6 protein-coding genes and 5 tRNA genes are annotated in these 13036 nt (G+C 40.3%); 9 read left to right on the top strand and 2 right to left on the bottom strand.

Annotated features, from left to right (window positions below):
* Window positions 1-37 precede the first annotated feature (37 nt).
* On the bottom strand, window positions 38-1441 hold the full coding sequence (locus HXT52_RS02835) for a hypothetical protein (RefSeq protein ID WP_421776157.1): 1404 nt from the start codon (window positions 1439-1441) through the stop codon (window positions 38-40).
* A 642-nt stretch (window positions 1442-2083) separates the two neighbouring features.
* Between HXT52_RS02835 and HXT52_RS02830 the strand changes: the two genes are divergently transcribed.
* The 8 genes from HXT52_RS02830 (at window position 2084) to HXT52_RS02795 (ending at window position 10038) form a co-directional block, all read left to right on the top strand.
* Window positions 2084-2156, top strand: a tRNA-Gly gene (locus HXT52_RS02830).
* A 28-nt stretch (window positions 2157-2184) separates the two neighbouring features.
* Window positions 2185-2255, top strand: a tRNA-Cys gene (locus HXT52_RS02825).
* A gap of 30 nt (window positions 2256-2285) precedes the next feature.
* A tRNA-Val gene (locus HXT52_RS02820) sits at window positions 2286-2357 on the top strand.
* Window positions 2358-2397: 40 nt separating this feature from the next.
* Window positions 2398-2470: transfer RNA gene (locus tag HXT52_RS02815), tRNA-Val, on the top strand.
* Window positions 2471-2689: 219 nt separating this feature from the next.
* Window positions 2690-2765 (top strand) — tRNA-Gly (locus HXT52_RS02810).
* Between the two features lie 75 nt (window positions 2766-2840).
* On the top strand, window positions 2841-6077 hold the full coding sequence (locus HXT52_RS02805; protein WP_421776156.1) for a tetratricopeptide repeat protein: 3237 nt from the start codon (window positions 2841-2843) through the stop codon (window positions 6075-6077).
* Window positions 6078-6132: 55 nt separating this feature from the next.
* The gene (gene ligA / locus HXT52_RS02800; protein ID WP_421776155.1) at window positions 6133-8904 is read left to right on the top strand and encodes an NAD-dependent DNA ligase LigA; all 2772 of its coding nucleotides are present in this window, start codon (window positions 6133-6135) and stop codon (window positions 8902-8904) included.
* Between the two features lie 15 nt (window positions 8905-8919).
* Window positions 8920-10038, top strand: coding sequence for an Mrp/NBP35 family ATP-binding protein (locus HXT52_RS02795; RefSeq protein WP_019261012.1), 1119 nt, complete (start codon window positions 8920-8922; stop codon window positions 10036-10038).
* An 88-nt stretch (window positions 10039-10126) separates the two neighbouring features.
* On the opposite strand, the gene HXT52_RS02790 is transcribed toward HXT52_RS02795, so the two are convergent.
* Window positions 10127-11497: a DUF349 domain-containing protein gene (locus tag HXT52_RS02790; protein ID WP_421776154.1), complete on the bottom strand. Its 1371-nt coding sequence runs from the start codon at window positions 11495-11497 to the stop codon at window positions 10127-10129.
* Between the two features lie 95 nt (window positions 11498-11592).
* Here HXT52_RS02790 and hisS point away from each other — a divergent pair, with 95 nt between their 5' ends.
* Window positions 11593-12993 carry a histidine--tRNA ligase gene (gene hisS, locus HXT52_RS02785; RefSeq protein WP_102694747.1) on the top strand — a complete coding sequence of 467 codons (1401 nt, stop codon included), beginning with the start codon at window positions 11593-11595 and terminating at the stop codon, window positions 12991-12993.
* The last annotated feature ends 43 nt before the right edge of the window (window positions 12994-13036 follow it).

Genomic DNA, 13036 nt, shown 5'->3' with positions numbered 1-13036 from the left:
ACTCTCACAGAACAAGCTATATAACGTTTAAAGTTGTTTATATAGATGTCTCATTGTATTTAAAGATGTACCAATTAAGTCTTTTAAGCATTGTAGGTAGATCAGCTCCAAGCTGCTTGCCAATCCACAACCTAATAATATTCATAGAGCAAACATTAATTCTGTACATTTTTTCATAATCTTTCGGAGTTTTTTCCATATTTTCGTTAGCGTCCGCATGTTTATTTTTCCTATAAATATCATTCATGTCTTTTACCCAATCAAAGTCTTTGCTATCTATTGGAAAATATTTGCCTAGTTCTTCTTTTATAGTGTCTAATGCACAAGAAAAACATTTCAATTCCTCAATTGTTTCTCCCTTTCTCTTTTTCATCCTATCTTCACGACCTGTACTTTTTATTATTTCCCATCCAATATCTTCTAACGCAACGCCTAAGATTATATTCACAGATTCAACTGAAAGATTATTTTGTTCTTTTGCTATGTGCGATATTATTCCCATTGCTCTTCCATATCTTTGCAATAATTCAAACCATTTTTCTATTCCACAAGTATTAATATCGTCAAAATCGAACAAGAATTGTTTATTGTGCTTTTCATAAATGTTTTGTGTGCCAGCATTTAAATGATGAAGAACAGTGAACCATTTTACTGTTGAATCATTGCAAGTATTATTGTTTTCCACACCTACTTTCATTTTTGAGAATTCGCATCGCTCTAATTTAGATATAGAGATAAGATTTAAAATCCAATTATGAATTGAAATATGATTTTCCCAATTCAATTGTGTTTCACTATGAGTCTCAATAAATGCTTCTTCCTCAAAACTAACAATACTGCTATTTTTTGATAATTTTCTTACATGCTGATTAATAGCAAGCGACAGACTGATGGATGATTTATTGCTTTCATTTTGCATTGGATTTATTTTGCATAGCTCTTTGCTGCTAGATTTTTTAATATAAATTTTTATACTTTCTCCATCATCAGAAAGATTACTAACGCTAATTCCTCCCGATGTGAACCATTCATATAGATTTGAACAACTAGTTCGCAAATTAGTTATTTTTTCGAATTGTATTTTACTTGAACCAACGATTATGTAGTCGCATGTAATTGTTCCAATTCCAATTTGACAATTTTTCTTAGTAAGTAATTTTTCATCTCTACACCCGACTAGCGTATATGCATTTCTTGGAGATAAAACTTGCAAAATATGAGGAGGTGCAGACAGTATATTCATTATTTCATTCCCTGCATCAGATTTTATATGTGTAACTCTTCCACCTAAAATTTGATCACTAAGTTCTTTAAATAATACAGACAGTTCAAATTTCAGTCCGTTATCATGTAACATAACTACAGTTTCAGAAGAATCATTATTCTCTGTCTTCAAAAAACCAAGAACTGGTTTAGTTAAATCAAGTCTTTTATCTTCCATATCTCTTAATCTCCAACTAACTTGTTGCTTTTAATAAGAATAATTTAATATACAAATGTAAACAACCGCAATTTATTGTTTGCAATTTTATCACTACAAACCAATACAGCAATCGATAATTTCGCTTGAAAATATCGTGCACTCGCGCGTCTCAAAACTGTTTCTTTAACGCAACAATTTTGATACACTTGCGCACCAACTCTATGAATTAGATTTACTATACAAAGTCAAAGTTGTAAATAAAGCAATATTTGGTAGCATGAGTTATAGGAGTCTTCCTGCGTTGAAAGTCGGCTTCATGCCGTCGGTTGATTTACTCACCTTAGGCGTTGCGTAGGCTCCTTTACTTTTGCAATTTACCCTTTTGGAGTATATACCATATATCTCGATTCCATAGAATGTTTTGACTCAAAATCAATCTAGAAAGATTCTATAAACACTGTTAAAAACTCAGTCAAGTATCTGAGAAAGTAACACTTGCGCTCGCAAATGCTCCAATCCATACGCATAACAAACCTCCAACCAACACGCGCAAACACCACCAAACGACACGCCAAATAGGCGAGGGCTTGCATTTGAGAATATTTCGGGTATAGTAGTTACTCGTGCTTCGGCGCTGACATTGGTCAGTAAAGTTGCATTGCGGACATAGCTTAGTTGGTAAAGCGCAACCTTGCCAAGGTTGAGACCGCGGGTTCGAGTCCCGTTGTCCGCTCTAGGTCCGATGAGTTATTCGACCTTACGGTGGGTTAGCCAAGCGGTTAGGCAGCGGCCTGCAAAGCCGTATAGATGAGTTCGACTCTCGTACCCACCTCGATTAAGCTTCGTGCTTAATAAACAACCTGGGCGGTTGGCGCAGTGGTAGCGCACTTCCCTGACACGGAAGGGGTCACAAGTTCGAACCTTGTATCGCCCACTCGAAAGGATTGCCTTTCACGCATAATTAAAAAAATTTTGGGTGATTGGCGCAGCGGCTAGCGCACTTCCTTCACACGGAAGGGGTCATAGGTTCGATTCCTATATCACCCACAATAGGTACGCAGTGTAAAAGCACTGCGTTTTTTGTTTTTGTTACTCGATTTTTGGCCAATAACCCTTATAACCCTTATAACCCCTATACCGCTATAACCCCAATTTCGCCGCTTGACACTACTTTCCACCAATTACCAACGCTTACCCAACCACAAACCTTGCGACATTCCATATTTGCATTTAATTAAATAATTAACTAAAATATCATTTTGTTTTGCGGACATAGCTTAGTTGGTAAAGCGCAACCTTGCCAAGGTTGAGACCGCGGGTTCGAGTCCCGTTGTCCGCTCCACTTTTTTAGTATTTTGTTTAAGAAATCGTGTTTCCATAATTGCTACTAGCATCGATTTTGAAAGAATGGGAATTTATGGCTGACGACGTACAATCTACCAATCAGACGACTTCTAACGAAGATAGTATGTCTACAATGGTAGATGCCATCAATTCCTTATGGTTAGAAGGCAAAATTACTTCTATTCCAAACTTTGTAAAGCATAATATTTTCACCGATTTTCCAAGCCTTCCTTCTAATACTCAGGTTGGATGGTTTAGAATTCCTGGAAAATCCTTCTGCATTTCGATTGGATTAGTTAAAAATGATGGCAAGCTTTTTCGTCAACTTGCTATTGCAGATTCAGAAGGTAGAGTTTACACGGGTGACAAAGTAACTCTTGAAGATACGTTTGAACGTCTTCCGCAACTTTCTTTTATTGAGCAATCTTCTTTTACTTTACGAAATTCAACTCGTTTTTACGGAAGCTTAAAAGTACCTAAATCAAATAATATTTCAAAAAAATTCCGCAATATTTTGCAAAGTTTAAAAAGCTTGCCAAGCCTGTGCTTAAAAAATAAAAACACAGCCAGCACGTCCAAGGCAAGCGCAGCAATCACCAACAGCAACAACAATATTTCTATAGTAAATGGCGATATTGTTATGCAAGTTTCTTTAGAAGACGGTTTGCATCAAGTTGCTTCATGGCTGTGCTGCACAATTGGAAAGCATAAAAGGTATACGCTTGAAAGCACGCGCGTAAAATTACCTGATTCTTTGCGCTGCAATCTTACTTACGAGAATGCTATTGCAACAACATTTTTCGCAACATTTTTCATACCAGATTTAAATCAAAACTTAATAGGTTTTGGATATTCGCACGTTCTAAGAAGATTGCATACTGAAGCACCTCTTGGCGCAATAAGAAGAAGCTCTGCAGATATTGCGCACGCAAGAAAAGTTGGATTGCAAGTTTCCGGTTTAGAAAGCTACTATGAGCGCGTTATGAAAGAGGTTGGAGCATTAGATCCAACTAGAAGCTTAGAAGCCGTTCATGGCGCAGAAAGACTACATTTTAGACAAGCTCAACAAACTTCTGCACATTACTTAATTTGGGACGATTCCTTAGATCCTTCAGCAGCACTAAAAGTTTTAAGAATTGAAGGAGCGCTAAATCGTTTACAAGCAATATACCAGTTCTTGCAAGCTAATTCTTTGCAGGGCGGAAAGAATTTTGAAGGAAACGTTAGCTTAGAGCGCATTGCTGCTATAGATAACGCTATGATTGAAAACCCTGCTTTTAATGCTTGTGAATCTTTTGATACGCCAAGTTTAGCAAATCCTTTACAAGACGATAGTATTCGTCCTTTGCTTCACTTATGGAATAAGGCTAGAAAATATCAGCAGTCTGCAACATTTTTGAAGCAGAATGATGCGGGAGAGTGGCTTTACCGTCAATCTCTTTCTAAGCTTATTAGAAGCTTATACATGCCGTTTAGATTCGACGCAGATTTTCGCTCTAATCTAAACGATGGCAATGTGGCGATTGCGTTCACTTCTACAGGATCGTCGCTAATGCCTACAAGCAAATACGATACTTTAGAGCATAAGTGGCATAAGCTAAGTAATGTTGAAAAGTCGCGTATGGCAACCTATTACAATCTGCGATTCGGCATTATGCTTGCAACGCTCGCCTTTGGTGCAAGCGAGAAAATACAGCATGTTTCAATTAGGCTTGATTCTATTGGTTTAGAAGAAATGGTTGCAGCACAAGATAATGCAATCAGTACGCTACTAAACCGCACTATTCAAGCATTAGACAATATGAATGTAAATAATGCACCTTCAAAAGGTTATCCAAAAGACGGTGACGTTCATGGAGATCCTTCACAAATCCAAGATTTGCAACACTTACCGCTTGCAGAAGTTGTTGAAGGTGCACAATCTTTAGTTGATTCTAAGACGGAATCTAAAGCAGATTCAAACTCAAATCCTTTAGCTGCTTTTAGCGAGCCTCCAGAAATACGTACGCTAATGACAGTAACGTTTGAACGCGAAAAATTTATTAAACATATTCGTGCTCACGGTTTGCAAAATCCAATGGAAATATATAAGCAATCTAATGCAACAATGAGCATGCGCGAAGACTACACTTTAGGCTCAGTAGAAGCATCATTCGACATGCACGACACTTGCTTCGCGCCTAGAGGAGCGCAAGAAGAGCCTGAGTTTTCCGACACAATATTTAGCGAAGAACAAGAAGAAATACTTGGAACATCACACGCACAAGGCTTATCAATTCAAAGAGAAGACCTTTTGCAGCAAGCTGTTACAGACTTCCACCATATTGCATCTCAACCAATTCAAACAACAGCAGAAAAAGCTAGAGAAGCAATGAATATTATTGAGCAAATTGCAGATCCTGAGCTTAGTGAAAAAGCAGACAGTGTAACAAGAGCTCTTATTGATGAAACAGACATACCTGAACTTTCATTCAAAGCTTCGCAAAACATACGAAACATGCGTATTCGAGTCCAAGAGCAGCTTATGGAAGGCGATATTAGCACTGCAATAGAAGAATACGAGAAGAATATTGCTAAATTCGACTCAATGTTTGCGGTAGAAAATGTTGTTCCACGCTACTTTAACTCATATGCGGAAAGAGTTGTGTACAATCACATATTTGCAACACCAGAAGAGCATACACTACTTATTCCAGACGGATTGTTCTACGCGCACATGGAGTTAGCAGACTTACTTTCACAATTGAATAAGCATGAGGCTGCATTAAAGCACTTAAACACGATGGTTGCTTACGCTCCAACATACGCACTATCTCACTTAAAGCTTGCGGCAGAATTATCTCAAAAAGAAGACTGGTCATCTGTTATAGCAGCATGCTTAAACGCTTTGAGAGTATCTTTCGACAAAGATGATGCAGCATTCGCATACTATCGACTAGCGTACGCTGCATGGATGCAAGACAGGTTTGCACTCGCTGCAAGCTCGTATCGAATGGCTGATTATTTAGCCCCAGGAAGAATAGAACCATTGCAAATGGAACTAGAAGAACTGCTATCTAGAATGCGCTCGCAGTGTTATAAAGCTCCGGCTAATATGGACGATGTGAAGCAGAATTTTATGAATGACGATATTCCTGTTTGGCCAAATATTGAAGCCAGCCATATTATTGGCAGAGCTGCAAAACTTACGGTTGATGAAGGAATGTTTGTTATTGCAAGAACTTTGTGCGTTGCTAATATTCGCATGACTTCAAACGAAGATTTGGAAGGCGCTGTGCAATCTCAATTCTTGCGTTCACTAAATGCTTAAAATGCTAAATAGCGTAGTAGATTACGCTAAATATTTGGGTTGAAAGGGAATTTTTATGAGTGCTGCTTACAATGATGCGGCGTCACAAAGCTCTCAATGGACGCTTTTTGACGATTTTGATGAGCCAGCTGTAACTGATGAAGCGCACTCTAATGCTCATATTTGGAATCCTAATGTTGACACAGATGAGTGGATTCATAAACTAGAACCTACCGATGCGGACGCTTTAGCTCTTTCAAGTCTACAGCCTACATCTCTTACTACTGAACAAGCTGCACGCTTGTGGGCAAAATTAGCAGCGTGGACGCAATCTGATCAAATTGCCTACTATGTTGAAGATGCTCCAACAAGCTCGGATGCAGCTTATGATGCGCGTATACGAGCGTTGAGTGCTCTGGAATCAGCTTTTCCAACACTTGACACTCCGCAATCTCCAACGCACCGCGTAGGTGGAACTTTTTCCAACGATTTTACTTCTGTAAAACATCCTTCGCGAATGATGAGTTTGGATGACGTGTTTTCTATTGACGAATTACACGATTGGTACAACAGTGTTCTTCGAGATTTGCAATGGCCTGAATCCAAGCCGCTTCCTATGACATGCGAAGTAAAAATTGACGGTCTTGCGTTAAATCTTATTTACAGAAACGGCACTCTTGAGCAGGGGCTTACTAGAGGAGATGGCGTAACAGGCGAAGATATTTCTCTTAATGTTAGAACGATTGAGGCAATACCAACTCAGCTTCATGCTGAAAATCCTGACGATATTCCTGAATTTGTTGAAATTCGCGGCGAAGTTTTTATGAAATGGTCTGATTTTCGTAAGCTTAATGAGGAGCAGGAAGACGCTGGAAAAGCAGCTTTTGCAAATCCTAGAAACGCTGCTGCAGGTTCGCTTCGTCAAAAAGATCCGCGCATTACCGCAACTCGTCATTTAAGCTTCTTCGCGCACGGCTTGGGGGAGCTTCGTTGGAAATCAAACTCAAGTCATGCTAATAGTGAAACAACTTTTAACCAGTCTGACGCATACAATTTTTACAAACAGTGGGGTGTTCCAGTTTCTCCATACACGCGTAGAGTAACTAACTTTGCCGAAATACAAGACATGATTGATTATTATGGCGAACATAGGGCAAATATTTTGCACGCATTGGATGGAATTGTTGTAAAGGTTGATGACCGCGCACTGCAGCGCAATCTTGGAGCAACTTCAAGAGCCCCAAGATGGGCTATTGCATATAAGTATCCTCCTGAGGAAGTTAACACTTATTTGAAGGATATTGTTGTTCAGGTTGGAAGAACAGGAAGAGTTACGCCTGTAGCAATTCTTGAGCCTGTAACTGTTGCAGGTTCTACTATTTCTAGAACAACTCTTCATAACGCTTACGAAGTTGAGCATAAAAACGTGCTTATTGGCGATACTGTTGTGGTTCGAAAAGCTGGAGATGTTATTCCTGAATTAGTTGGGCCTGTTTTAAAAGCACGAGAAGGCCGTGAAAACCAATTACGAAAATTTGTTATGCCTGAGTATTGCCCTTCTTGCGGAGCAAAATTAGCTCCAGCAAAACAGGGAGATAAAGATATTCGCTGTCCGAATGTAGAAAACTGCCCAGCTCAGCTTACTGAACGTATTATTCACCTGGCTTCTAGGCAGGCTTTTGATATTGAGAATTTGGGAGATAACGCCGCTTTAGCTCTTACAAATCCTGAAGATTCTAGGCCATCTACCGCTGAAGTTTACTGCCCGGATATTGATAAGATTGTGGTTCAAAGAGGCTCCATGCAGCAGCCTTATGTTCCTCCTGCTAATTTAACGTTACCTAAGCCTCAAATTCCTGTACTTAAAAGCGAATCTGGAATTTTTAGCATAACAGCTAACGATTTACAAAATGTTATGGTTTGGAAGGAAATTCCGCTTGTTGAAGAATGGCAAGAAGTAGAAAAAGACGGAAAATTAAAAAAGCATACTCGAAAAATTGGAGGATCCGGGCTTTGGAGACAAGTGCGAGCATTCTGGACTCGCACAATTGAAGCGAAATTTGCTGAATCTTCGAGTCAAAACATTGAAGCTGAAGCTTTGGATCAGAACAGTGAATTTGATTCTAAATATCCAGAATTTCAGGTTCCAAAAGATGCTCAAGTAGTTTTTTGGAAAACTAAACGAGCTTCAAATAACTCAAAAGAAACAATTAACGTTCCGTGGTACACAAGACCATCGGAAACTACTCGCAGCATGCTTGAAGAAATAGCCCAAAAAGGCAAAAATGCTGCCCTGTGGCGCGTTTTAGTTGCGCTTTCTATTCGTAGACTAGGCCCACCAACAGCGCGTCTTATAGCAGCGAAATTAGGATCTTTAGAAAATATTGCAAATACTTCAGTTGAAGAACTTACTCAGATTGATGGCGTTGGTCCAGAAATTGCTCAAGCTGTTTATGACTGGTTTAAGCAAGCAAAAGATAGTAGCAACTGGAGATTTGAAGTTTTGCACGCTTGGCAAGAAGCAGGGGTAGTTGGAAAAGTTGAAACATCATCCCTTGCTCAAACTCTAGCTGGTAAAACTGTTGTTGTAACAGGATCTTTGCAAGGCTTTAGTAGAGATGAAGCAAAGGAAGCAATAGTATCTCGAGGCGGTAAAGCTTCAGGATCAGTTAGTAAAAACACGTACTGCGTAATTTTGGGAGAAAATGCTGGTTCTAAAGCAACCAAAGCTCAGGAACTTTCTATTCCAATGCTTAACGAAAATCAGTTTAGTGTTCTTTTGGAAACTGGAAGTGTGGAAGAAGCTCTACAAAAAGCTGGCGAAAATTCTCTTGATATTAATAACTAAGGAATCATAGCATAAATGAACACGAGCGAACTCGAAACACGCGTTTACGATTTGCTGGGTAGCGTTATTGATCCAGAATTAGGCCGTTCGGTTACAGAACTAAATATGGTAACTGGCGTTAGTGTTATTGAAGCTGAAAATTTAGATGCTTCTAAACCGGTTTATAACGTAAGAATAAAGCTTGAACTTACTGTACCAAACTGCCCATTGGCTGAAATTATTACAGAACGAGTAAAAGAAGCTGTATCTAAATATCCTCAAGCAACTCTTATACCACATGTTACTTCTAGCGCAATGAGTAAAGATAAGCTAGAAAAACTAGTAGAAGATTTGAAAGCTGAGCGCAGAGAAAATCCTTTTAATAAAACAGGTACGCGCACGAAAATTTTTGCTATTGCTTCAGGAAAAGGCGGCGTTGGAAAATCTTCTATAACCGCTAATTTAGCCGCAACTTTTGCAGCTTTAGGATACGATACTGCAGCAATCGACGCGGACGTATACGGTTTTTCTTTACCACGCATGTTCGGAGTAAACTCTCAGCCAACTAATCTTAACGGCATGCTTATGCCAGTTGTGTCTTGGGGAGTAAAGCTTATTTCAATCGGCATGTTTGCTGGAACTGATCGTGCTATTTTGTGGAGAGGACCGCGTTTACAGCGTTCGCTAGAACAGTTTCTTTCAGACGTTTGGTGGGGAAGTCCAGATGTTCTTTTGCTTGATTTAGCACCTGGTACAGGAGATATGGCACTTGCTGTGGCTCAAACTTTACCAAACGTTGAGCTTGTTGTTGTTACAACACCTCAGCCTAGTGCGTCGGACGTTGCGGTTAGGGCAGGTCTTATGGCTTTGCAAATTCCTGTAAGCGTTCGAGGAGTTGTTGAGAATATGAGCTGGTTTGAAAATAATGGCGAGCGCTTGGAAATATTCGGCTCCGGAGGCGGAAAAAGAGTTAGCGAACAGCTTTGTGAAGCTCTTCATACTAATGTTCCTCTTTTAGCTCAGCTTCCTCTTGACCCAACTCTTAGAGAAATTGGCGAAGCGGGACGTCCTGCGGTTCTAAACGAAGACGGGAAGTTAGATAATTCACAGCTTGCTAATACTTTTGTGCAACTTGCTAAATCTTTAATGGAATAATCTAATCAAAAAACAAATATGGGGCAACTTGAATTTTCAAGCAACCCCATATTTTTATTTAATTTATAAAACTAATTTATAAAACTAATTACTTAACAGCATTAAGCCACTGTTCTTTAGTTGCTTTTTCAGCTTCCAACTTAGCTTTACGCTTCTTGTCGGTTTCTTTAGCAATAGCAGCGTTAAGCTCTTCAAGCTGCGCTTCCAATTGCAAAGCAAAGCTGGACTTACGAGCGTTAGCTTCAGGATCAGCATCTCTCCAAGCAGCCTCTTCAACAGACTTAATCTTCTTATCTACATCATTCAAGCGAGCCTCAATGCGACGCATATCTTCTCGAGGAACAAATCCAATTGCATCCCACTCTTCTTGAATTTCAGACAAAGCTTTACGAGCCTTCTTAGCAGCTTCCTCATTTTCTACAGGCAGCAACGCTTCTGCTTTTACGAGCAAAGCTTCCTTCTTCGCGAGATTCTCATGCTCTCCAGCATTCAACTTTTCACGATCAGCCTGTCGAGCATGGTAGAAAGCGTCAGCAGCCTCACGGAACTTAGCCCACAAAGCATCATCATGCTGACGTCCAGCATTGCCAGCCTTCTTCCAACGATCCATCAAAGCGTTAAACTTAGCAGAAGTTTCACGCCAGTCAGTTGAATCCTTCAAGCTTTCAGCTTCAGCAATAATTGCTTCCTTAAGCTGCTTAGCATTATTGCGAACATGTTCACGCTCCTTAACCCAGGAGTTACGAGCTTGGGAGAATGCGGAACGAGCCTTAGAGAAACGCTGCCACAAAGCGTCTGCATCAGCCTTGTTCAAATGAATAGTAGTGCGCTGATGTTCCTGCCATTCGTCGAAAAGAGAGCGAAGCTTATCGTTAAGCTCGCGCCAATTTGTTGAATCGCTCATTTTAGCAACCAATGCTTCAGCGCGTTCTACAATATTTGCACGCTCTTTCAAAGCTTTTTCAAGAGCCTCTTTACGAGCTTTTGCAATTTCTTCTTTCTTTTCATCTCCCTTTGCTTTAAGCTCGGCGTGTCGCGCACGCAAAGCAGCAAGGTCACCAACGGCTGCAGGCTCAGCTAATTCTTCTTGCAAAGTGTTAAGCGTTTCATCAATTTCCTTCACTTTTACGTTGGTTGATTCCAACCTTTTAGCGAATAAATCGAGCTTAATCTTCAAATCAAGGTAGCGGTGAATGTAGAAAGTCAATGCTTCTTCAGGAGTTCCAGTGGAGTATTGACCAACCTCACGTTCAGCACCGTTTTCAGTAACATAAACAGTGCCATTTTCATCAACACGACCAAAGGTTTTTGCGGATTTAATATCCTCTTCGCTATAAGAAATAGTTGGTGCTTGAGCAACAACACGAGTCTTATGCGCGAAGCTTGCTGGCGATGGAGCAAGTGGCTTTGGCGCGGTAGTAGTTTTAGTAGTTTCTTCAGGTTTAGTCTGTTCGGTCACGGTCGACTCCTTACAGCAGATGCACGGTAACAATGTTACGAATAAGTATGACGGTAAGCCATGATTTTTCCGCAACACCACCTATTATAGTGGACATGGTACAAGGCTCATCTATATCAGGTTTCCCTGAATGGCTTCCTAGTGAACGCGCTGTTGAACAGCGAGTAGTAGATACACTTCGAGAAGTCTTTGAACTAAACGGTTTTATTGGCATAGAAACGCGCGCCGTAGAACAAGGTTCAAGTTTGTTGAAAAAAGGCGAAACAAGTAAAGAAATTTATTTATTGTCAAGATTGCAAGAAGTTGGTCACGAATCTGACACTCCTGTGGAAGAACGAATTGGCTTGCATTTTGATTTAACAGTTCCGCTTAGCCGTTACGTTGTTGAACATACTGGAGATTTAACATTCCCGTTTAAACGCTGGCAAATGCAAAAAGTTTGGCGAGGGGAGCGTCCTCAAGAAGGTCGTTTCCGCGAGTTTGTTCAAGCAGATATTGATGTTGTTGGCAACGGCGAACTTCCTTCTCATTACGAAGTTGAACTGCCTTTGGTTATGGTTGAAGCTCTTGAACGATTGAGAGAATTTGGTTTACCAAAAGCTACAGTTCACGCAAATAATCGTAAGCTTTCCGAAGGTTTTTACCGCGGTATTGGTTTAACAGATATTGAAGGTGTTCTTCGCGAAATAGACAAGCTAGACAAAATTGGCGCAGAAGAAGTATCTAAACTTCTTATAAAAGAGTGCGGAGCTAATGAGTCTCAAGCTGCTGCCTGCTTAGAATTGGCTGAGCTTACTGCAAAAACTGGGGAAGAACTAAAATCTAGTTTCGAATCTCTCTGCATTAAACACAATATTTCTACGAGCGAAGATAACGAATCGTACGCTTTGGCTACAGAAGGTGTTGAAACGCTCGCAATGATTGTTGACGAAGCTGCACGAATTCGTCCGGGCGCTGTCGTTGCAGATTTGAAGATTGCTCGAGGACTTGATTACTACACTGGTTCCGTTTACGAAACTTTCCTCGATAATGCAGCATCTTTAGGCTCTATTTGCTCTGGCGGACGCTACGATAATCTTGTTTCTCAAGGCAAAAAGAAGTATCCAGGCGTCGGTCTTTCTATTGGATTGTCTCGCTTGGTTTCTTACATGCTTCACAGCGCTGGTGCTACAGTTTCTAGAATTTCTCCTGCAGCAGTTCTTGTGGCAGTTTGGAATGAGGAAGATCGTCCAGCATGCAATGAGATTGCTAGGAAGCTTCGCGAGCGCGGTATTGCAACAGATGTTGCACCTACTGCAGCAAAACTTGGTAAGCAAATCAAGTATGCAGATAAGCTGGGTATTCCTTACGTATGGTTCCCAGCAGACAGCACCGAGTCTGAGTCTTCCAAAGACGAGGTAAAAAATATTATTACTGGCGAGCAGACGGTAGCAGATGCCACGTCGTGGCAACCGGATACTGTTTATGCCCGGCAGACAGTTTCTTGCGCTAAATAATATTCGTGCAAAATTGCTTGAATATTAAACGCAATTTATGTCA

This window comes from Gardnerella sp. KA00288 (assembly GCF_049244085.1).
GTDB lineage: Bacteria > Actinomycetota > Actinomycetes > Actinomycetales > Bifidobacteriaceae > Bifidobacterium > Bifidobacterium greenwoodii.
This window is presented reverse-complemented; position numbering and strand designations above follow the sequence as displayed.